Here is a 19,354-nt window from a genome sequence, read left to right as displayed (position 1 = left end):
ATGAAGCGATGCCACACGATCTAGCCGCGGAGCCTGTGCAGGGTCTTGAACGTTCGTGCTCGGGCGAGGTCACCGGGGACCGTATCGTGTCGGCGCCGGCAGGCACCGGCATCGAGCGCATCGAGGCGCGCTTCCACGGCAATGCCTTCGAATTGCACCGTCACGACACCTATGCCATCGGCGTCACGCTGCACGGCGTCCAGCGCTTCCGCTATCGCGGCGCGCTGCGGCACAGCCTGCCCGGCCAGGTGATCGTGCTGCATCCCGACGAGTTGCACGATGGCGGCGCCGGCACGGAGGACGGACTGCGCTACAGGATCCTGTATCTCGAACCGTCGCTGCTCATCGATTGCCTGCGCGGCGCGCCGCTGCCTTTCGTTGAGGATGCGGTGGTGAGTGATCCGGCGCTGCGCGGCACGCTGCTGTCGGCGCTGGCGCCGCTGGAGGAAGAATTGGACGAGCTGTTCGTCGCCGATTTCATCGCGCGGCTGGCGCGGAACCTCGGTCGACATGCCGGGCAGCCGGCGAAGCCGATGGGAAAGACGGCATGGCGCGCCGCAGCACTTGCGCGCGATTATCTCGAGGAGAATGCCGGGCGGCCGGTGCGGTCAGGTGAACTGGAAGCCGTTACCGGCCTCGACCGCTACGCGCTCTCGCGCCATTTCCGCGCCACTTACGCCACCAGCCCGCATCGCTTCCTTGTGATGCGCCGGCTGCAGCGGGCGCGCCGGATGATCGAGGCGGGCGAGCCGCTGGCCGAAATCGCCGTTGCCGCCGGCTTCAGCGACCAGAGCCATTTCAACCGACATTTCAAGAAGGCGTTCGGGCTAACGCCCGGGCGTTGGTCGAGCTTGGTTCGAAGCGCGACGCGCAGCGTCGTCGCTCAACCGCGAGACGCCCAGTGATAGCTCTCAGGCGCGACGTGCAGCGTCGTCGCCCTTCCGCTAAGCCGCCGATGCTTGGGTGCTACTTGGAGCGACCATGCTCACCGCGTCGCTCGTTAAAGGGCAACGCTGGCGCACTGCACCGCGACGACGCTGCGCGTCGCGCTTACGCGTCGCTGCGAGACGCGTCGCTCGTTAATCATCCAGCTCGGCGTCGTCGTCGATGAGCACCAGATCTTCGTTCGAAAGATTGGCTTCGACCCGGGCGAGCAGTTTGAACAGCGCCTTCTGGTCCTTCTTGTCGAGGCCCTTCAGCGCCTGCTTCTCGGTCTTCTTCACCGATTTCTCGATGGCGTGGATGATGTCGCGGCCGGTATCGGTGAGGAAGATGTGGGCCTGGCGGGCATCGGCGTTGGAGGCGCGCTTTTCGAGAAAACCCTGCGCCTGCAGCCGGTTGATGGTCTTGGTGATGGTCGGCGGGCGCACCCCCAGGCGGCCGGCGAGGTTGCCGGGCGTCTGGCCGTCCTCGCGGTCGAGCGCCAGCATGATCTGGTCCTGCCCGGCATAGAAACCATGCGCCAGAAGACGCGCTGCGAGCGCCGTGCGCGCCAGTCGCGCCGCCGAATGCAGCCGGCTCATTGTCGCTGTCTTGTCCGCCTTGGCCATGGTCATCCCTCTTCGGCCGAACCGGTGCCGACAGCATAGAGGCTGCCTGCCGGTTGGCAATCGACGATCAAAAAGAATCCGGCTTGCAGCACAGCTTTGCCGGCAAGCATTGCGATGTCCGCCGAGGTGATGCCAGATGTTTATTTCAGTTAGATGACAAACGACTTTTCCCCTGCGGGAAGGCTTTCCGGCGGGCGCGTCGAGGCGTGCAAAGCCGAGCCTCAGCCGGACTTCACCGCGACGACCAGCAGCGCCTGGTAGGCGTCCGCCGCCTCGCGCAAGGCCGCCTGCGCCAGCGGTCCCGCGCGTCTCGCGATGCCGTCCCGCGCATTCGACGTGTCGCGCTTGCCGGCGCGCTCGGCATAGGGCGGCACGGTCGCAAAGATCTGATCGCTGAGCGCGTCGGGGAAGAACAGCTGGCCGGTCATCGTCGAGCTGTCGTCCGGGAAGATCTTGAAGTGGATATGGGTGGTGCGGCCGCGATACCACCCGGGATAGATGGTGGCGAAGGACACGATGCCGCGTTCGTCTGTTTTCTGCCAGCCGCGCAGGAAAGTCTGGCCTGACGTGTCGACATCCTGGCCGTCGCCCTGGCCCGGAGCCGGAATAGTGGCCTTGCGCGTCGCAATGCCAGACATCGACCCGCGCCCCAGCCAGCGGCTGCAGGTGGCATCGACCACCTGCAGCTTCACAGTCAGGCCGACACCGCTCTTTCCCTCGGCGATGTCGGCGCGTTCGAGCTTCGGGTCGAAGTAGAACGGCCCCTCGGTCGCCTCGGGCGTGATGGCGCAAACGCCGGCGCCGGCATCGAAAAGGGCAAGCCCGGCATAGGACGAAACCTGCGCCGCTGGCGCGGTGGACGGCATAAAGCTGCCGCCGCCGGCGGTGACGGCAATCAGGCCGAGCGCCCGGCGCCGGGAGATTGGCAAGGAAGCTCGCTTGTCGGACATCTGGCGCCTTTCCGGCCTGCTGCCTGGCCCATCGGTTTGCCGCGTGCAAATGCGTGGCACACACCCTATATGGAGCCGACACTCCCCTTTTCGAAGCCCGGATTTTCCGAGGCAGGAAGACTTTTCGAGGCAAGACATGAGCCAAGCGCAGACGCAGATCCCCGTAACCGTGCTGACCGGCTACCTCGGCGCCGGCAAGACGACCTTGCTCAACCGCATCCTGTCGGAGAACCACGGCAAGCGCTATGCCGTCATCGTCAACGAGTTCGGCGAGATCGGCATCGACAACGACTTGATCGTGGAATCCGACGAGGAAATCTACGAGATGAACAATGGCTGCGTCTGCTGCACGGTGCGCGGCGACCTGATCCGCGTCGTCGAGGGCCTGATGCGCCGTCCCGGCCGCTTCGACGCCATCGTCGTCGAGACCACGGGCCTCGCCGATCCGGTGCCGGTGGCGCAGACCTTCTTCATGGACGACGATGTGCGTTCCAAGACCAAGCTCGACGCCGTGGTGGCGCTGGTCGACGCCAAGCACCTGCCGCTCAGGCTGAAGGATTCCAAGGAAGCCGAGGACCAGATCGCATTCGCGGACGTGGTGGTGCTCAACAAGACCGACCTCGTGACGCCGGACGAACTCGCCAAGGTCGAGGCGACGATCCGCGCCATCAACCCGTCGGCCCGGATCCACCGTACCACGCGCGCCGGTGTCGCGCTGGCCGAGGTGCTCGATCGCGGCGCCTTCGACCTTGCCCGCGCGCTGGAGAACGACCCGCATTTCCTCGAAGCGCACGACCATGATCACGATCACCACGATCATGACCATGATCACCATCATCATGACCATGACCATGACCACGATCACCATCATGACCATGCGCATCCTTCGGACATCCATGACGTGACGGTGCAGTCGGTGTCGCTGCGCGGCGGCGAGATGGACCCGAAGAAGTTCTTCCCGTGGATCGAGAAGATCACCCAGATGGAAGGCCCCAACATCCTGCGGCTGAAAGGCATCATCGCGCTGAAAGGCGACGATGAGCGCTACGTCATCCAGGGCGTCCACATGATCATCGAGGGCGATCACCAGCGCGCCTGGAGGGATGGCGAGAAGCACGAGAGCCGGCTGGTCTTCATCGGCCGCGAGCTCGACGCCGAGCGGCTGCGCAAGAGCTTCGAGGCCTGCCAGGCGGCTTGAACGTTCGGGAGAGGACAGGCTGCTTAGGGCGATCGAAGCACTGCCAAGCATTCTGTAGCGACAATTTCCAACCGTTGGCGCCGCCCCTCATCCGCCTGCCGGCACCTTCTCCCCGTATAGTGACGGGGAGAAGAAGGCTGGCCGCGATGTCGACGCCTATTCTGTAGCGCTGAAGATTGGCGAGATCATCCGCGACAGCCCTCTTTCTCCCCGTCACTATACGGGGAGAAATGTCCGGCAGGACAATGAGGGGCGGCGCCATCGCTGGCGAATATCCCCCTCATGGTTGCCGGACGTACAAACGTCGAGTAAGCCGCCTTCTGCACTTTCACCAGACAAAGATAGCCATGCCCACTGTCGCCCCGCTTGATCTCGAAGGCCATTGCGTCGCCGCCGTCTTCCTCGGCGATGTGCCGCATTTCGCGCTCGCCGATGGCACAATCCACCGCCTCGACAACGGCCATAAGACCGTTCAGGCCAATGACGGACTGCTTGCCTCCTTTCACGATGCCGCCAATGACCGGCTGATCACCGGCGGCGAGGACGGCAAGGTCTTTTCGACCACCGCGGGCGGCAACGTCGAGGAACTGGCGAGCGCCGGCAGGAAATGGATCACCAGCATCGCCGCCGGCCCGCAGGGCGCGATCGCCTTTGCTTCGGGCAAGACCGCCTTCGTGCGCTTCGCCGACGGCAAGACCAAGGAATTCGCCCACCCGCGCTCGGTCGAGGGATTGGCCTTCTCGCCCAAGGGCATGCGCTTCGGCGTCGCCCGCTACAATGGCGCGACGCTGCATTTCCCCGCCGCCGAGGGCAAGCCGGTGGAGCTCGAATGGGCCGGCGCCCATACCGGCATCACCTTCTCGCCGGACGGCGCCTTCCTCGTCACCACGATGCAGGAAAACGCGCTGCACGGCTGGAAGCTCGCCGACGGCAAGCACATGCGCATGAGCGGCTATCCGGCAAAGGTCAAAAGCCTGTCATGGGCGCCGAAGGGCAAATGGCTGGCGAGCTCGGGCGCGCCGGCGGCGATCGTCTGGCCGTTTACCGGCAAGGACGGCCCGATGGGCAAGGCACCGCTGGAGCTCGGCACGCGCGGCAACGCCATGGTGACCACGGTCGCCTGCCATCCGAGCCAGGATGTGGTGGCGATCGGCTATGACGACGGCATGGTGATGGCGGTGCGCTTCGCCGACGCCAAGGAAGTGCTGCTGCGCCGCCCGGGCAAGGGCGCCATCACCGCGATGATGTGGGACAGGCAAGAGCGCCGCGTCGTCTTCGGCAGCGCCGCCGGCGACTGCGGCGTCATCGATATTTCCGCATAGCCGCGGCTATTCTGCCCCGCAGGATACTTTGCCTTTGACTTCAACCGGCTTGCCGTCCTGGTCCGTATCCGCCGCGGCGTCGTAGATGGCGAGCGTATAGCGCCCGTCATAGACGCCTTCGTCGCTGGTCTTGGTCAGGATTGTCAGTTCGACCGAGTTGATATGTTCAGCGACTTCGTGCTCGCGATAGATGTTCAGCCGCAATTCCTCGCCGTCGAGCCAGTATTGCGTCAGGTTGGAATCCTCGAAGACGGTCTTGCGCAGGCTGTCGTCGGCAGGCCTGCCGAGAATTTCGAGATCGCCGCGAAAATTGAACGTCGGCCCGCCCATGCCCCTGGTGACGCCGGCTTCGACCTGGAATATTGCCCCCGCATCCTCGGCGGAGCACCAGATGCCGCCGCTCGCAAGGGCCGAGCCAGCCGACAGAAGCAATGTCGCAGTGCAAATGATCGCCCGCATTTTTCTCCCCCAGAACCAAGCCACGCCCTTATTGATGCCGGGCTTTGCCTCGAGGTCAAGCGCCAGCCGGCTGCCGCTGAACCAATGCACGGCAAGCAGGCGGCCAATTGCGGTTTGAGACGGCGATTGTCTACAGTGAACGGCGAGAGGGGTCTTCATGCATTCAACCAGCCATTCAAAGACGTCGATCGGCGGCATCAGCCGCGAGCGCATTGCCATGCTGCGCGACACGGAGGCTGAGGTTTTCCGCAAGGCGCGGCCGAAATCCGAGGCCAAGGCCGGCAACGGCCTGCCCGGCTTTTTCGGCGGCGTGCCGATGCACTGGATGAACGATTGGCCGACGCCGTTTCCGATCCTTGTCGACAGCGCCAGGGGCGCCACCATCACCGACATCGACGGCAACCGGCTCGACGATTTCTGCCTCGGCGACACCGGTTCGATGTTCGGCCATTCTCCGCCGCCGGTCGCCCGCGCCATCCGCCGACAGTCCGGGCGCGGTCTGACCTATATGCTGCCCAGCGAGGATGCGCTGGCCATCGGCCCGCTGCTCCAGCAGCGCTTCGGCCTGCCGTTCTGGCAGATCGCCACCACCGCGACCGACGCCAACCGTTTCGCGCTGCGCGTCGCCCGCGCGGTGACCGGGCGCGAGAAGATACTGGTCTTCAACGGCTGCTATCACGGCTCGGTCGACGAGACGATGGTGCGGCTGGTTGACGGCAAGCCGGTGAACCGGCCGGGCCTGGCGGGCGAGTTCCGCGACCTGACGCGGGCAACGAAGATCGTGGAATTCAACGATGTCGCCGCACTGGAAGCGGCGCTCGCCGACAGGGATGTCGCCTGCGTCATCACCGAGCCGGTGCTGACCAACTCCTGTATGGTGCTGCCCGAGCCGGGCTTCCACGACGCGCTGCGGCGCCTCACCCGCGCCGCCGGCACGCTGCTTTTGATCGACGAGACGCACACCATCTCCACCGGTCCCGGCGGCTACACCAAGAAGCACGGGCTGGAGCCCGATCTCTTCGTCCTCGGCAAGCCGGTGGCCGGCGGCGTGCCGGCGAGCGTCTGGGGCCTGAGCGACGAGATCGCCAGCCGCTACGCCGCCTACAACCGGACCAAGGAGCCCGGCTATTCCGGCATGGGCACGACGCTGTCGGCCAACCCGCTGCAATTCGCCACGATGCGCGCGGCACTCGAACAGGTGATGACCGAGGCGGCCTATGCCCGCATGGACCGGCTGGCGCGGCGGCTCGATGCCGGGCTGACCGCCGTCATCGACCGCTGCCGTCTGCCCTGGCATGTCGCCCGCGTCGGCGCCCGTGTCGAGTTCATCTGCGCGCCGGGACCACTGCGCAACGGCGGCGAGGCGGAGGCGGCGCATGCGCCGGAGCTGGAAGCCGCCATTCATGTCGCGCTGGTCAACCAGGGCGTGCTGATCGCGCCCTTCCACAACATGATGCTGATCTCGCCGGCCACGACGGCGGCCCAGGTCAACCGGCTGATCACCGCTTTCGCCGCCGTTGCGGCAAGGCTTGCGGCATGAGACAAGCGGCATGAGACAAGTGGCATGAGACAAGCGGCTGGAAGATCGGCGGCCAGCCAAAGCAGAGTTCCATCATGACTTCACCTTCGGGCTCGACGCCCACCGAGGCGAAAGCCTTTCTCGACACCCATCCGGAAATCGAGGCTTTCGACATCGTCTTGACCGACGCCAACGGCATCGGCCGCGGCAAGATCGTGCGCCGGCACGAGTTGATGGGCATTTTCGAGGGCGGCCGGCACCTGCCGATCTCGATCCTCGGCCTCGACATCACCGGCGAGGACGTGCACGAGACCGGCCTGGTCTGGGACACCGGCGACGGCGACCTCCGCGCATGGCCGATCCCCGGCACGCTGGTGCCGCTCCACGGCACCAGCCCGCCGCGCGGCCAGGTGCTGATGGCGATGTACCATCTCGACGGCCAGCCGATGAGCTCCGATCCCCGTCTGGCGCTCAAGCGGCAGGTCGAGCGTCTGGCGGCCAAGGGCCTGCATCCGGCCGGCGCCTTCGAGCTCGAATTTTTTCTTCTCGCCAATGAGCGCGATGCCGACGGCAAGGTGCAGCCGGCGCATGCCGTTCTCGACGGGCGCCGCTCGGCCAAGACCGAGGTCTATTCGGTTGACCATTTGCACGGCATGGAGCCGCTGTTTTCCGACATCTATGCCGCCGCCAGGGTACAAGGCATTCCGGCCGAGACGGTGATTTCCGAATATGCGCCGGGCCAATACGAGCTGACGCTGAACTACCGCAAGGACGTGATGCGGGCGGCCGACGACCTCGTCATGCTGAAGCGTCTGGTCAGGGCACAGGCGCGCCGCCACGGCGTCACCGCTTGCTTCATGGCCAAGCCGATCGAGAAATATGCCGGTTCCGGCATGCATTTCCATGTCTCGTTGCAAGACGATGCCGGCAGGAACGTCTTCGCCGAGGCCGAAGGCGAAAAATGGTCGCCGAAACTGCTGAGCGCCCTCGGCGGCCTGATCCAGACCATGGCGGAATCGATGCTGGTGTTTGCGCCGCACGCCAATTCCTGGCGCCGCTTCGTCTCGCAATCCTACGCGCCGGTGGCGCCGACCTGGGGCGTCAACAACCGTTCGGTGGCGCTGCGTGTGCCTGCGGGCGACGCCAGGAACCGGCGCATCGAGCATCGGCCGTCGGGCGTCGACGCCAATCCCTATCTGGTGGCGGCGACGGTGCTGGCCGGTGTCTCCAGGGGGCTCGACGAAGGCCTCGATCCCGGGCCGGAAACCACCGGCAACGGCTATGAGCAGGCGGCCGGGCACAGCGCCATGCCGGTGGACTGGCGCGCCGCAATCGAGGCGGCGAGGGCATCGAGCTTTCTGAAGGAAGCGCTCGGCGACGACCTGCATCGCACCTTCGTCGCCATCAAGCAGGCCGAATATCTGCGCGTCGCCCGCACCGTCAGCGAGCTCGACTACCACCTCTATCTGCACGAGGTCTGAGCGGAACCATAGCCCGCCCGGTCCATTTCACCCTGAAATGGATGAGGCACAGGATGGCCGCAACGACCCAGGCAAAGGCACCGGCCAGGCGCGGTTCGGACGATATCGAGCCGACACCCGGCGAGAAGGCGTCGATCGGCGACTTGCGCGAGGCGGCGAAAGCCTGTCGCCGTTGCCCGCTCTGGCGCAATGCGACGCAGACCGTCTTCGGCGAAGGACCGGACAGCGCCGAGCTTGTGTTCGTCGGCGAGCAGCCGGGCGACCAGGAGGATCTGGCCGGCAAACCGTTCGTCGGACCGGCCGGAAGGATCTTCGACGCCACGCTAGAGGATGCCGATATCGAGCGGCAGAAGGTCTACGTCACCAACGCAGTCAAACACTTCAAATTCGAGCCGCGCGGCAAGCGCCGAATCCATTCCAAGCCGAATGCCGGCGAGGTCCAGGCCTGCCGCTGGTGGCTGGACAGTGAACTCGATCTGATCAAGCCAAATCTGGTGGTGGCGCTCGGCGCCACGGCGGCGCAGTCGCTGCTCGGCAAGGCCGTGCCGGTGACTAAAATGCGCGGCGAGGTGATCGAGCGCGAGGACGGCCTGCGCATCTTCATCACCATCCATCCCTCCTTCATTCTGCGCATCCGCGAACAGGAGGACAAGCAAGCCGAGCGGGAACGATTCCTCAAGGACATGAGAAAGGTGAAGCGGCTGATGGCGGTTTGATCAATTATGCTTCGGTGCGCCTCTTCGGATGCCCTCAACATTGATTAACAACCACCGACAAGTTCGCGCCGCCCCTCATTGCCCTACCGGGCATTTCTCCCCGTATAGTGACGGGGAGAAAGGCGCTGCCGCGCATGATTTCGCCAACCACCCATATAGCTGAATTAGCGCAGACGTTCGCAGCCAGTTGCCTTCTCCCCGTCACTATACGGGGAGAAGGTGCCGGCAGGCGGATGAGGGGCAGCGCCGACGCTTGCGCAAGGGCAATGCGGCAACGTTAACGGACGAGAATCGCTCTCAAATCATTGACATTCGTGCCCGTCGGCCCCGGCACAAACAGATCCCCGACCGCATTGAAGGCCGTCCAGGCATTGTTGCCGGCGAGCATCGCCTTGGCGTCGATGCCGGCGGCGCGCATGCGCGACACCGTCGAGCCGTCGGCGAAGGCGCCGGCATTGTCTTCCGAGCCGTCGATGCCGTCGGTGTCGGCCGCCAGCGCGTGAATGCCGTCCACGCCGCCAATGGCGATCGCAAAGGCGAGCAGAAATTCCGAATTGCGGCCGCCCTTGCCTTTTGCTCGCAGCGTCACCGTCGTCTCGCCGCCCGACAGGATCAGCACCGGCTTGGCGAACGGACGCTCGCGCGTCGCCACCTCGCGCGCGATGGCGGCATGAACGCCGCCCACCTCGCGCGCCTCCCCCTCGATGGAATCGGAGAGGATGACGGCTTCTATTCCCTGCCGCTTTGCCTCGGCGGCGGCGGCTTCCAGCGACACGCCGGCCGACGCGATCAGATGCACTTCATTGCCGGCGAAGACCGGATCGTCCGGGCGCGGCGCGTCCGCAGCCGGCGAATTGATGTGCGCCATGACCGAGGCCGGCAGCTTCATGCCGTAGGCTGATATCGATGCCAGCGCATCCTCGCGGCTGCCGGTGTCGGGAACGGTCGGGCCGGACGCGACGAGGGCCGGGTTGTCGCCGGGAATGTCGGAAACGACCAGCGACACCACCCTGGCGGGATGTGCGGCGGCCGCGAGCCGGCCGCCCTTGATGGTCGAGACATGCTTGCGGATCGTGTTCATCGCCGCGATCGGCGCGCCGGAGGCGAGCAGCGCCTCGTTGACGGCGATCTCGTCGGCCAGTGTCAGGCCGGGAGCAGGCGAGGGCAAAAGCGCCGAACCGCCGCCGGAGATCAGCGCCACCACCAGATCGTCCGCCGTCAGCCCGCGCACCTTGTCCAGCAGCCGGCGCGAGGCCTCGAGGCCGGCTGCATCCGGCACCGGATGCGCCGCCTCGATGATCTCTATGCGCTCGCATTTCGCGCCATAGCCGTAGCGGGTGACGACCAGCCCGTCGATCGGGCCGTCCCACACCTTCTCGAAGGCGGCGGCCATCTGCGCCGAGCCCTTGCCGGCGCCGATGACGATAGTGCGGCCCTTCGGCCTTGCCGGCAGATGATCGCGGATCGTCTTTTCGGGATCGGCGGCGGCGACCGCGGCGTTGAAGATCGACGTCAGGAAGGATTTGGGGTCTGTCATTGTGCTTCCGGCGCCAGGGCCAATTGCTTGCGGTCGGCGCCCAGATGCGCGCACAGCGCGTCGACCACCACGCCGTGGTCCTCGCGCTCCGGCAGGCCCGAAACGGCGATCACGCCGATCACGCCGGCGCCGTTGACGGTGACCGGAAAGCCGCCGCCGGCCAGCACGTAGTCGGCGACATCCAGCCCCTCGCCGACCTTGAAGGTGCGGTCGGGGCGCTGCTGCTCCAGCACCATGCGGTAGGTGCTTTTCAGGAACCGCTTCACCACATTGATCTTGCGCCGCGCCCAGTCGGGATTGGAGGCGTTCGAACCCGGCATCGCGGCATAGAACAGCGGCCGGTCGAAGGTTCTGATGTCGACGATGATCGGCAGGTTCTCGGCCAGCGCCCGCTTGCGGATCGCCGAGCCGATCTCGAAGGCGACGGCCTCGTCGAAGGCAGGAAAGACCAGCGTGGCTTCCTGTTTCTTGATCAGAGCGATGTCGTCGGCAACGGCCATGTCGTTCCCCTGTCGATGTCGCCGCACGCTTTGGCCGATGGTTGCCGTGGGGTCAAGCCGGAATGCTAGATCGCGATCGCGCTCTTCGCCGGCCGGCCAGCGACATAGACCTCGCGCACGGCGCGGTCGTCGCCCAGCGTCTGCAGGAGAAACAGTTCCTCGGCCAGCGCGCCGACCGTCTCCATCCTGAGCCGCATCGCCGGCGTGACGCGGGCGTCGAGCACAACGATGTCGGCGTCGGTGCCGGCATCCAGCGTGCCGACCTTGTCGGCGACCGACAGTGCCTCGGCATTGCCGCGCGTCAATTGCCAGAAGGACTGGAACGGGTTGAGCTTCTCGCCGTTCAGCGCGATCACCTTGTAACCCTCGTCCATGGTGCGCAGCATGGAATAGTTGGTGCCGCCGCCGACATCGGTGGCGGCCGCGATCCGGAGCGGTTTTTCGCGCCGGCGGTAGCGCTGGTAGTCGAACAGGCCGGAGCCGAGGAAGAGGTTCGAGGTCGGGCAGAACACCGCCACCGAGCCGGAGCCCGACAGCGCATCCGCCTCGCGTTCGGAGAGATGGATGCAGTGGCCGAACAGGCTCTTTTTCCCGAGCAGCCCATAATGCTCGTAGACGTCGGTATAGTCGCGCGACCAGGGATAGAGTTCTTGGGTGAAGGCGATCTCGGCATGGTTTTCCGAGAGGTGCGTCTGCATGTGTAGTTCGGGATGCTCGCGGCAGAGCGCGCCGGCCATCTCCATCTGATCCGGTGTCGAGGTGATGGCGAAGCGCGGCGTGATGGCGTAGTGCTGGCGCCCCTTGCCGTGCCATTCCGCAATCAGCGCCTTGCTGTCGTCATAGCCTGATTGCGGTGTGTCGAGCAGGCCGTCCGGCGCGTTGCGGTCCATCATCACCTTGCCGGCGATGTTGAGCATGTTGCGGTCGTGCGATTCGGCGAAGAAGGCCTCGGCCGAGGCCTTGTGCACCGAGCAGTAGGCGGCGACCGTCGTCGTGCCATGCCGCACCATCTCGTCGAGGAACAGTCTGGCGATGCGGCGGCCGTGCTGGGCGTCGCGGAATTTCGTCTCCTCGGGAAAGGTGTATTTGTTCAGCCAGTCGAGCAGCTCGGCGCCGTAGGAGGCGATGATCTGCATCTGCGGGAAATGCACATGCGCGTCGATGAAGCCCGGCAGGATGAGATGCGGGCGATGGTCGATCCGTCTTGCCCCGTCGCCGGCCTGCTTCTCGATATCGGCATAGGCGCCTGAGGCGACGATCCGGCCGTCGCTGATCAGCAGGCCGCCATCCTCCTCGTAGCGCCAGGCGGAATGGTCGTCGATCGTTTCCGGCCAGCGCAGGAAGGTCAGCGTGCGGCCGCGCAGAAGAGTCGAGGTCATGCTTACTTTCCCGCGCCTTCGAACCAGGCGACCAGCAGCGCCCGCTCCTTGTCGCTGATCTGGGTGACGTTGGCGGGCGGCATAGCGTGGCTGCGGCCGGCCTGCAGGTAGATCTCGCGCGCATGCTCGGCGATGCGCGCGTCGGTGTCGAGCATCACGCCCTTCGGCGCGTGGTAGATGCCTTCATAGGCCGGCTCCTCGGCATGGCACATCGAGCAGCGGCCAAGCACCGTGTCGCGCACGGCCTGGAAATGCGCCGAGGCGATATAGGTCTCGGCCGCGGCGGAAGCCTTGGGTTCGCCGGTCAGGACCTTCGGCGCCGTCGACAGCCACATGATGATGACGAACAGCACGGCGGCGCCGAGCCACGTCCAGGTCGGATTGCCCTTGCGGGCATGGACGCTGTTGAAATAGTGCCGGATCAAGACGCCGATGATGAACACCAGCGAGGCGATCACCCAGTTGAACTCGGTGCCGAACGCCAGCGGATAGTGGTTCGACAGCATCAGGAACAGCACCGGCAGCGTCAGGTAGTTGTTGTGCAGCGAGCGCTGCTTGGCGATCTTGCCGTATTTCGGGTCCGGCTTGCGGCCGGCGATCAGGTCGGCGACGACGATCTTCTGGTTCGGGATGATGACCATGAAGACGTTGGCCGACATGATCGTGGCGGTGATGGCGCCAAGATGCAGGAAGGCGGCGCGACCGGTGAACAGGTGGGTGAGTCCCCAGGCGATGAACACCAGCACGCCATAGAGCACCAGCATCAGGCCGGTGTCGCTCTTGCCCAGCGGCGAGCGGCAAAGCAGATCATACACAACCCAGCCGACGCCGATGGTCGCCATCGACAAAAGGATGCCGACCGGCACCGCCATCGGCAGCACATTGGGATCGATCAGGAACAGGTCGGCGCCGGCATAGTAGACCACGCACAGCATGGCGAAGCCCGACAGCCATGTGGCGTAGGACTCCCATTTGAACCAGGTCAGGTGCTCCGGCATCTCGGCCGGCGCCACCAGATACTTCTGGATGTGATAGAAGCCGCCGCCATGCACCTGCCATTCCTCGCCGAAGGCGCCGACCGGCAGGCCGGGGCGCTGGCGCAGCCCGAGGTCGAGCGCGACGAAATAGAAGGACGAGCCAATCCAGGCGATGCCGGTGATGACATGCAGCCAGCGGACGGCGAAGCTCAGCCAGTCCCAGAAAATCGCGAAATCCAGCATCGTGTTGCCCTTGGGAAGTCGTCCCTGCCGATTGCCCGACTTTACGGTCTGGCGCCAAAACGAAAAGAGGCGAGGTGCGCGATGACTTTCAAAAAAAAATAAAAAATACTAGGTTGCAAGCTGTGTTGAGATTCAGGTCAGGCCGAGCCGAAAACGGCGGGTTCCGAGAACCGGAGCGGAGCGTGCTTGAAGCACGTGAGCACCGGAAGCGCAGGAACCCACCGTTTGCAGGCCGGCATAACCTGAAAATCGACACAGCTTGACGCAGCCGTTTGAGAGCCACGCATGGCCTATCTCGACAACATCGCCGTCTTCGTCCGTGTCGTCGAGCTCGGCAATCTATCGGCGGCGGGGCGCGATATGCGTATTTCGCCGGCGGTCGCTTCCAACCGCATCAAGGAGCTGGAGAAGCACCTCGGCGTCCGCCTGTTCAACCGCACGACCAGGCAGCTGATGCCGACCGAGCACGGCACGGTATTCTACACCGGCGCCAAGCAGGTGCTGGAGGCGATAACCGAGGCCGAGGCCGCCGTCTCGGCATTGTCCGGCCAGCCGCGCGGCACGATCAAGGTGACGGCGCCGCTCGGCCTCGGCCGCCGGCTGGTCGCCTCCGGCATCCCGGACTTTCACGACAAATACCCTGATATCGAGGTGCGGCTCAGGCTTTCGGATCACAATGTCGACATCATGAAAGAAGGCATCGACGTCGCCTTCCGGCTGGGCATCATCGAGGATTCCAGCCTCAGGATGCGCGGCATCATGGAATGCGAGCGCGTGCTGGTGGCGGCGCCGAAATATCTGGAGGCGCGCGGCGAGCCGGCCGAGCCGCAGGAACTGATCGGCAAGAAGCACGACTGCCTGATGCTGCGCTATGCCGGCGCGCGCGAATATGTCTGGACGCTGCAGACGCCGGCCGGCCCGCAGAAATTCGAGGTGCATGGACCCTATGACACCGACGACGGTGACGTGCTGACCGGCTGGGCGCTGTCGGGTCGCGGCATCATCAACAAGCCGCGCTTCGAGGTCGAGCCCTTCATTCGCGACGAGCGGCTGAAGGTGATACTCGCCAAGACACCGCCGACGCCGGTGCAGTTCGCCGCCGTCTATCCGCACAAGAAGCTGCAGGACCCGAAGGTACGGCTGCTGCTCGACTTCATGGCAGAGCGCTGCCAGCGGCTGATCAAGGATATTCTGGCGGGCAAATAGGGGCTGGCCGGCAAGTGACGGCCCGCTGGCCCACTCCACAGGCTTGCCTTGCGCGAAGGCGGACTTAGGTTCGCGTCATGCATCTCGCCATTTCGCTCGACATTGCCGCCACCGACGGACAGGCCGGCCTGGACTTCCGCCGCATAGCCGGCTTCGTGCGGAAAATGGAAGCGGCCGGGATCGACCTGGTCGTCGTCTCCGATGCCGCCCCCAGCGGCGCTCGATCGACCAGCCCATTCGAGGCAACGACGCTATTGGCAGCTCTGGCGACCGTTACCGATAAAATAGGCCTCGTCGCCAGCGCCTCGACGCTCGCGCACCAGCCGTACAATCTGGCGCGGCGCTTCGCTTCGCTCGACATCATCAGCCACGGCCGCGCCGGCTGGAGCGCGACGATGGTCCAGGATCCCCGCCAGGCCGCCAATTTCAGCCGGCCTGAAGGTTTTTCGGACGATGATTTCCGTCGCCGCGCCGAAGAATTCATCGGCATCGTGCAAGGCCTGTGGAGAGGCTGGGACGCCGATGCGCTTTTGTTCGACAAGGCCGGCGGCCGTTTCCACGACCCGCAGAAGATGCATCTGCTTGACCACAAGGGCGGGTTCTTTTCGGTGCGCGGGCCGCTCAACGTGGCGCGCTCGCCGCAGGACGCGCCGGTGCTGGTCATGTCCGGCCTGTCCGAGGCCGACCTCGACTTCGCCGTCCGCGTCGCGGACGTCGTCCTGATCGCCGAAGGATCGCCGGAAGCGACAAGGGCTGCTTGTGACGACCTGAGAGGTCGCGCGCTTGCCGCCGGCCGCGAGCCGGATGCCATGAAGGTTCTGATGACTGTCGCCGGGGATCCCGAACTGAAGGCCGAAGTCGGCCCGAACGGCTGCGACGGCCTCAACTTTACTTTGCCGGCGGATCCTCCTGCGCTTGAGGCCTTTGCCGATCGTGTGCTGCCGGAGCTGCAACGTCGCGGCCTGGCTCAATCCGCACGTGCGGGCGCGACGTTGCGCCAGCATCTCGGACTTGAGGCGGGAGGCAAACCATGAGCGCGCGTCAGATGAAGCTCGGCGCCTTCCTGTGGGCGACAGGCCACCACATCGCCGCCTGGCGCCATCCCGATGCGCATGTCACGGCCGGTATCGACATCGACCATTACATACAACTCGCCCGCACGGCCGAAGCGGCGAAGCTCGACATGATCTTCTGCGAGGATGCTGCCGGCCTGCGCGAGGCCAACGTCCAGATCGCCAGCCAGACCTCGCGCTCGATCGGTTTCGAGCCGATCAGCCTGCTTTCGGCGATCGCCGTGCAGACCGAGCGCATCGGCCTCGTCTCCACGGCCTCGACCAGCTACAACGAGCCCTACGGGCTGGCGCGAACCTTCGCCTCGCTCGACCATCTGAGCGGCGGCCGCGCCGGCTGGAACCTGGTCACCTCGGCCAGCCACATCGAGGCCGCCAATTTCGGCTCGACGGGCCTGCGTCCGCATGCCGACCGTTACGAGCGGGCGCGCGAATTCGCCCAGGTGGTCGCCGACCTCTGGCGCGGCGACGGCAATGGCGGCCTCAACCATGACGGCCAGAGCTTTTCGGTCAGGGACGCGCTCGACCTGCCGCGCTCGCCGCAGGGCGCGCCGGTCATGGTGCAGGCTGGAGCCTCGGAGGACGGCAAGGACCTTGCCGCCAGGACCGCCGACGTCGTGTTCAGCGCGGCGCAGACCTTCGAAGAAGCGAAGGCCTTCTACGACGACGTCAAGCGACGGCTCGCCGCCTACGGGCGAGAGCCGGAAGACGTCAAGATCATGCCCGGCGTCGCGCCGGTCGTCGCCGCCACAGAGGCGGAGGCCCGGCAAAAGCATGAGGAATTGCAGGAGCTTATCCCCGACGAGGTCGGCGTGGCGCTGCTCTCCAGCTATCTCAGCATCTCCGATCTCTGGCGCCATCCGATCGACGGGCCGCTGCCCGAACTGCCGGAGAGCGAAGGCATGAAGAGCCGGCAGGCGCTGGTCGTCGAGCAGTCGCGCCGCGACGGCCTGTCCATCCGTCAGCTTGCCCGCCATTTCGCCGGCGCGCGCGGGCATTGGCGGATCGTCGGCACGCCCGCGCAGATCGCCGACGAATTGCAGGCGCGCTTCGAGGGCGGCGCCGCCGACGGCTTCAACGTCATGCCGTCCTGGTTCCCCGGCGAGCTCGACGCCTTCTGTGCCCTCGTCGTGCCGGAACTGCAGCGGCGCGGCCTGTTCCGCACCGACTATGAAGGCCGCACCCTGCGCGAACATCTCGGCCTGAAGCGGCCGGCATCGGATGCTTAGCCGGCGTCCATCATCCGGGCCGTGCCTGACACCCTGATCGAGCTGCCTGGCTGGGGCGGGATGTCGGCATGCAGCCGCGAGCGCATGCCCATGTCCTCGCCCTGCACGATGTCGATCGCGCCGCCATGCGGCCAGCCGAGGTCGCGCAGATAGCCGGCGAAGGCGGCGGTCGAGGCTCCTGTCGCCGGATCCTCGTAGACGCCGCCCGACGCGAACGGATTGCGCGTGTGGAACAGGGCGGGCGCTTCGGCATAGGCGAGCAGGATCGTCACCAGCCCTTCGCGCCGCATCAGCGCCTGCCCGCGCTTCAGGTCATAGGCCATTGCAGCCAGCGCCTCGCGCGACTTCAGCGCCAGCGCGAGATGGTCGGCACCGCCATGGATCAGCGCCGGCGGAATGGCCGGATCGAGATCGTTTGCCTGATAGCCGAACAGCGCCAGCGTCTCCGCGAGGAGCTCTGGTGGGGCCGGCCGGCTGCGCGTCGGCGGCGACTGCAGCGCCGCGACGATGTTGGCGCCGTCGCGAAACCCTTCGACGGTGATCGTTGCCTGATTGAGGGTGAGCGCAAAAATCCCGTCGCCGAACTGCCGCACCAGCGCAGCTCCAAGCGCGATCGTGGCATGGCCGCAGAACGGCACTTCGCTTTCCGGAGAGAAATAGCGGACCCGCCAGCCATCGCCTTCCGGCGCCGCAAAGGCGGTTTCCGAAAACCCGACTTCGGCCGCGACGCGCTGCATTTCGATGGCATCGTCCAAGACCGTGCCGATCACCACGCCGGCCGGGTTGCCGCCGTTGTCGCCATCCGAAAACGCCGCAATTCTCAATACGTCCATCAGGGGTCCGCCTCGTGCTTGTGAGGCGCGCAGAAAACACTTTCCCGAAAGATTTGGGAAATGAAGAAAGCGACGAGCAGCTGTGAGCGCTGGTCATATCCCAGCAGCGTCGCCGCCGGCGCCCCGGCGACTGGGCTCAGTCGGCCATCGCCTTCTCGGGCGTGCTTGAGGCAGTCGCCTCAGTGGCATGCGAGACCAGCGCCGTCATGATCTCCGCGGCGGCGAGCGCCGCGATGACCGGCGGGCGCTTGTCCTTCACCGCATTGCCGCCGATCGGCGAGACCAGGCGGTTGAACTCCGCCTCGCTGCCATCCGCCGATTTGAGGAACCAGTTCTTGAAGGTCGCCTTCTTGGTCTTCGAGCCGATCATGCCGACATAGGCGGCGTCGCCCCGCTTCAACGCTTCGGCGACGATCAGGAAATCGAGCGCATGGTCGTGGGTGAGGATGGCGAAGGCGGCTCCCGCCGGCGCATCGCGCACCACGGCCTCGGGCATCGGCGTCAGTCTGGTTTCGACCGTTTCCGGCATCCCTTCGAGCGCTTCGGCGCGCGTCTCGACGACGACGGCATGGATGGGCAGCAGCGCCAGCGCCGACGCCAGCGCCTGGCCGACATGGCCGCCGCCGAAGAGATAGACGTGAGGCAGATGCGCCTCCTCGACCTCGGCTTTGGCGATCAGCTCTTGTTCGAGTGCCGCATCGACCGGGCGGATCAGCACCTCGACGCGTCCGCCGCAGCACTGGCCGATTTCAGGCCCGAGCGGAACGTCGAGCGTGGCGAACATCTTGCCGGCGTCGCGCAGCCCCTCACCCTTACCCTCTCCCCGTAAGGACGGGGAGAGGGGGTCGCCAGCGTTGCGACTATCTCCCTTCTCCCCGTCACTATACGGGGAGAAGGTGCCGGCAGGCGGATGAGGGGCGGCGGCGACGTCGGCAAATTCCCCGAGAGGTGCAGGGCGTAAAGAGCCCAGCATCTGCCGCGCCTTGTCGATCGCCATATATTCGAGCTGGCCGCCGCCGATCGTGCCGTAAATCGCCGAGGCCGAGACCAGCATGAAGGCGCCGGTCTCGCGCGGGGTCGAGCCCTTGGTTGCCGCGACCTCGACCAGCGCGGCCCGGCCCGTTTGGCCGAGAAAATCCTTCAGGCTTTGCACCTTCGAGTTCATCGTCTGCATTCCCGATACGG

Annotated in this window: 18 protein-coding genes; 9 read left to right on the top strand and 9 right to left on the bottom strand. The window is 65.7% G+C overall.

The genetic code is table 11. The annotated features are described in order from the left end of the window. Positions 1–8 precede the first annotated feature (8 nt). Positions 9–905 (top strand): AraC family transcriptional regulator, encoded by an 897-nt coding sequence (locus EN846_RS02960; RefSeq protein WP_127392659.1) that lies wholly within the window; start codon positions 9–11, stop codon positions 903–905. 174 nt (positions 906–1,079) lie between these two features. On the opposite strand, the gene EN846_RS02955 is transcribed toward EN846_RS02960, so the two are convergent. Then, complete coding sequence (locus EN846_RS02955; protein WP_127392660.1) at positions 1,080–1,550, bottom strand: MarR family winged helix-turn-helix transcriptional regulator; 471 nt, start codon at positions 1,548–1,550, stop codon at positions 1,080–1,082. A 221-nt stretch (positions 1,551–1,771) separates the two neighbouring features. After that, positions 1,772–2,500 (bottom strand): protocatechuate dioxygenase, encoded by a 729-nt coding sequence (locus EN846_RS02950; protein ID WP_348630818.1) that lies wholly within the window; start codon positions 2,498–2,500, stop codon positions 1,772–1,774. 136 nt (positions 2,501–2,636) lie between these two features. Here EN846_RS02950 and EN846_RS02945 point away from each other — a divergent pair, with 136 nt between their 5' ends. Together EN846_RS02945 and EN846_RS02935 are read left to right on the top strand one after the other, a co-directional pair. After that, positions 2,637–3,698, top strand: coding sequence for a GTP-binding protein (locus EN846_RS02945; protein WP_127392661.1), 1,062 nt, complete (start codon positions 2,637–2,639; stop codon positions 3,696–3,698). A gap of 347 nt (positions 3,699–4,045) precedes the next feature. After that, entirely contained in the window at positions 4,046–5,020 is a 975-nt protein-coding gene (locus tag EN846_RS02935) for a WD40 repeat domain-containing protein (protein WP_127285862.1), read from the top strand. Positions 5,021–5,026: 6 nt separating this feature from the next. Here the strand turns inward: EN846_RS02935 and EN846_RS02930 are convergent, their stop codons facing one another. After that, the gene (locus EN846_RS02930; protein ID WP_245518502.1) at positions 5,027–5,677 is read right to left on the bottom strand and encodes a hypothetical protein; all 651 of its coding nucleotides are present in this window, start codon (positions 5,675–5,677) and stop codon (positions 5,027–5,029) included. On the opposite strand from EN846_RS02930, the gene EN846_RS02925 reads away from it, so the two are divergent. The 3 genes from EN846_RS02925 to EN846_RS02915 all read left to right on the top strand — a co-directional run bounded on the left by EN846_RS02925 (position 5,637) and on the right by EN846_RS02915 (position 9,195). After that, a complete protein-coding gene (locus EN846_RS02925) occupies positions 5,637–7,019 on the top strand; it encodes an aspartate aminotransferase family protein (RefSeq protein WP_128346224.1) in 1,383 nt (460 codons plus the stop codon). The genes EN846_RS02930 and EN846_RS02925 overlap by 41 nt on opposite strands. Positions 7,020–7,093: 74 nt before the next feature. After that, positions 7,094–8,479 (top strand): glutamine synthetase family protein, encoded by a 1,386-nt coding sequence (locus EN846_RS02920; protein WP_127391968.1) that lies wholly within the window; start codon positions 7,094–7,096, stop codon positions 8,477–8,479. 53 nt (positions 8,480–8,532) lie between these two features. Continuing rightward, entirely contained in the window at positions 8,533–9,195 is a 663-nt protein-coding gene (locus tag EN846_RS02915) for a UdgX family uracil-DNA binding protein (RefSeq protein ID WP_127391967.1), read from the top strand. 277 nt (positions 9,196–9,472) lie between these two features. Here the strand turns inward: EN846_RS02915 and EN846_RS02905 are convergent, their stop codons facing one another. From EN846_RS02905 to EN846_RS02890, 4 genes are all read right to left on the bottom strand, one after another. Further along, positions 9,473–10,732, bottom strand: a complete 1,260-nt coding sequence (locus EN846_RS02905; RefSeq protein WP_127391966.1) for a glycerate kinase — start codon at positions 10,730–10,732, stop codon at positions 9,473–9,475. Next, entirely contained in the window at positions 10,729–11,232 is a 504-nt protein-coding gene (locus tag EN846_RS02900) for a heme-degrading domain-containing protein (RefSeq protein ID WP_127391965.1), read from the bottom strand. Before EN846_RS02900 ends, EN846_RS02905 begins: the two co-directional genes overlap by 4 nt. 65 nt (positions 11,233–11,297) lie before the next feature. Continuing rightward, entirely contained in the window at positions 11,298–12,611 is a 1,314-nt protein-coding gene (guaD, locus tag EN846_RS02895) for a guanine deaminase (RefSeq protein ID WP_127391964.1), read from the bottom strand. 2 nt (positions 12,612–12,613) lie between these two features. After that, positions 12,614–13,831, bottom strand: a complete 1,218-nt coding sequence (locus EN846_RS02890) for a urate hydroxylase PuuD (RefSeq protein WP_127391963.1) — start codon at positions 13,829–13,831, stop codon at positions 12,614–12,616. A 285-nt stretch (positions 13,832–14,116) separates the two neighbouring features. On the opposite strand from EN846_RS02890, the gene EN846_RS02880 reads away from it, so the two are divergent. From EN846_RS02880 to EN846_RS02870, 3 genes are all read left to right on the top strand, one after another. Further along, on the top strand, positions 14,117–15,037 hold the full coding sequence (locus tag EN846_RS02880; RefSeq protein WP_127285407.1) for a LysR family transcriptional regulator: 921 nt from the start codon (positions 14,117–14,119) through the stop codon (positions 15,035–15,037). Between the two features lie 77 nt (positions 15,038–15,114). Further along, a complete protein-coding gene (locus tag EN846_RS02875) occupies positions 15,115–16,071 on the top strand; it encodes an LLM class flavin-dependent oxidoreductase (protein WP_127311315.1) in 957 nt (318 codons plus the stop codon). After that, positions 16,068–17,336 carry an LLM class flavin-dependent oxidoreductase gene (locus tag EN846_RS02870; protein ID WP_127391962.1) on the top strand — a complete coding sequence of 423 codons (1,269 nt, stop codon included), beginning with the start codon at positions 16,068–16,070 and terminating at the stop codon, positions 17,334–17,336. Before EN846_RS02875 ends, EN846_RS02870 begins: the two co-directional genes overlap by 4 nt. Here EN846_RS02870 and EN846_RS02865 read toward each other — a convergent pair. Both EN846_RS02865 and xdhC read right to left on the bottom strand, forming a co-directional pair. Then, entirely contained in the window at positions 17,333–18,169 is an 837-nt protein-coding gene (locus EN846_RS02865; RefSeq protein WP_127311801.1) for a PhzF family phenazine biosynthesis protein, read from the bottom strand. The two genes, EN846_RS02870 and EN846_RS02865, sit on opposite strands and share 4 nt — an antisense overlap. Before the next feature lie 136 nt (positions 18,170–18,305). After that, positions 18,306–19,334: a xanthine dehydrogenase accessory protein XdhC gene (gene xdhC / locus EN846_RS02860; protein ID WP_127391961.1), complete on the bottom strand. Its 1,029-nt coding sequence runs from the start codon at positions 19,332–19,334 to the stop codon at positions 18,306–18,308. Positions 19,335–19,354: the final 20 nt, after the last annotated feature.

The organism is Mesorhizobium sp. M4B.F.Ca.ET.203.01.1.1, assembly GCF_004791025.1.
GTDB classification, from domain to species: domain Bacteria; phylum Pseudomonadota; class Alphaproteobacteria; order Rhizobiales; family Rhizobiaceae; genus Mesorhizobium; species Mesorhizobium abyssinicae.
This window is presented reverse-complemented; position numbering and strand designations above follow the sequence as displayed.

Excerpts from the sequence above, each read along its gene's own strand:
- EN846_RS02960 (WP_127392659.1), top strand. The coding sequence starts at position 9 with ATGCCACACGATCTAGCCGCGGAGCCTGTGCAGGGTCTTGAACGTTCG.
- EN846_RS02955 (WP_127392660.1), bottom strand. The coding sequence starts at position 1,550 with ATGGCCAAGGCGGACAAGACAGCGACAATGAGCCGGCTGCATTCGGCG.
- EN846_RS02950 (WP_348630818.1), bottom strand. The coding sequence starts at position 2,500 with ATGTCCGACAAGCGAGCTTCCTTGCCAATCTCCCGGCGCCGGGCGCTC.
- EN846_RS02945 (WP_127392661.1), top strand. The coding sequence starts at position 2,637 with ATGAGCCAAGCGCAGACGCAGATCCCCGTAACCGTGCTGACCGGCTAC.
- EN846_RS02935 (WP_127285862.1), top strand. The coding sequence starts at position 4,046 with ATGCCCACTGTCGCCCCGCTTGATCTCGAAGGCCATTGCGTCGCCGCC.
- EN846_RS02925 (WP_128346224.1), top strand. The coding sequence starts at position 5,637 with ATGCATTCAACCAGCCATTCAAAGACGTCGATCGGCGGCATCAGCCGC.
- EN846_RS02930 (WP_245518502.1), bottom strand. The coding sequence starts at position 5,677 with ATGCCGCCGATCGACGTCTTTGAATGGCTGGTTGAATGCATGAAGACC.
- EN846_RS02920 (WP_127391968.1), top strand. The coding sequence starts at position 7,094 with ATGACTTCACCTTCGGGCTCGACGCCCACCGAGGCGAAAGCCTTTCTC.
- EN846_RS02915 (WP_127391967.1), top strand. The coding sequence starts at position 8,533 with ATGGCCGCAACGACCCAGGCAAAGGCACCGGCCAGGCGCGGTTCGGAC.
- EN846_RS02905 (WP_127391966.1), bottom strand. The coding sequence starts at position 10,732 with ATGACAGACCCCAAATCCTTCCTGACGTCGATCTTCAACGCCGCGGTC.
- EN846_RS02900 (WP_127391965.1), bottom strand. The coding sequence starts at position 11,232 with ATGGCCGTTGCCGACGACATCGCTCTGATCAAGAAACAGGAAGCCACG.
- guaD (WP_127391964.1), bottom strand. The coding sequence starts at position 12,611 with ATGACCTCGACTCTTCTGCGCGGCCGCACGCTGACCTTCCTGCGCTGG.
- EN846_RS02890 (WP_127391963.1), bottom strand. The coding sequence starts at position 13,831 with ATGCTGGATTTCGCGATTTTCTGGGACTGGCTGAGCTTCGCCGTCCGC.
- EN846_RS02880 (WP_127285407.1), top strand. The coding sequence starts at position 14,117 with ATGGCCTATCTCGACAACATCGCCGTCTTCGTCCGTGTCGTCGAGCTC.
- EN846_RS02875 (WP_127311315.1), top strand. The coding sequence starts at position 15,115 with ATGCATCTCGCCATTTCGCTCGACATTGCCGCCACCGACGGACAGGCC.
- EN846_RS02870 (WP_127391962.1), top strand. The coding sequence starts at position 16,068 with ATGAGCGCGCGTCAGATGAAGCTCGGCGCCTTCCTGTGGGCGACAGGC.
- EN846_RS02865 (WP_127311801.1), bottom strand. The coding sequence starts at position 18,169 with ATGGACGTATTGAGAATTGCGGCGTTTTCGGATGGCGACAACGGCGGC.
- xdhC (WP_127391961.1), bottom strand. The coding sequence starts at position 19,334 with ATGAACTCGAAGGTGCAAAGCCTGAAGGATTTTCTCGGCCAAACGGGC.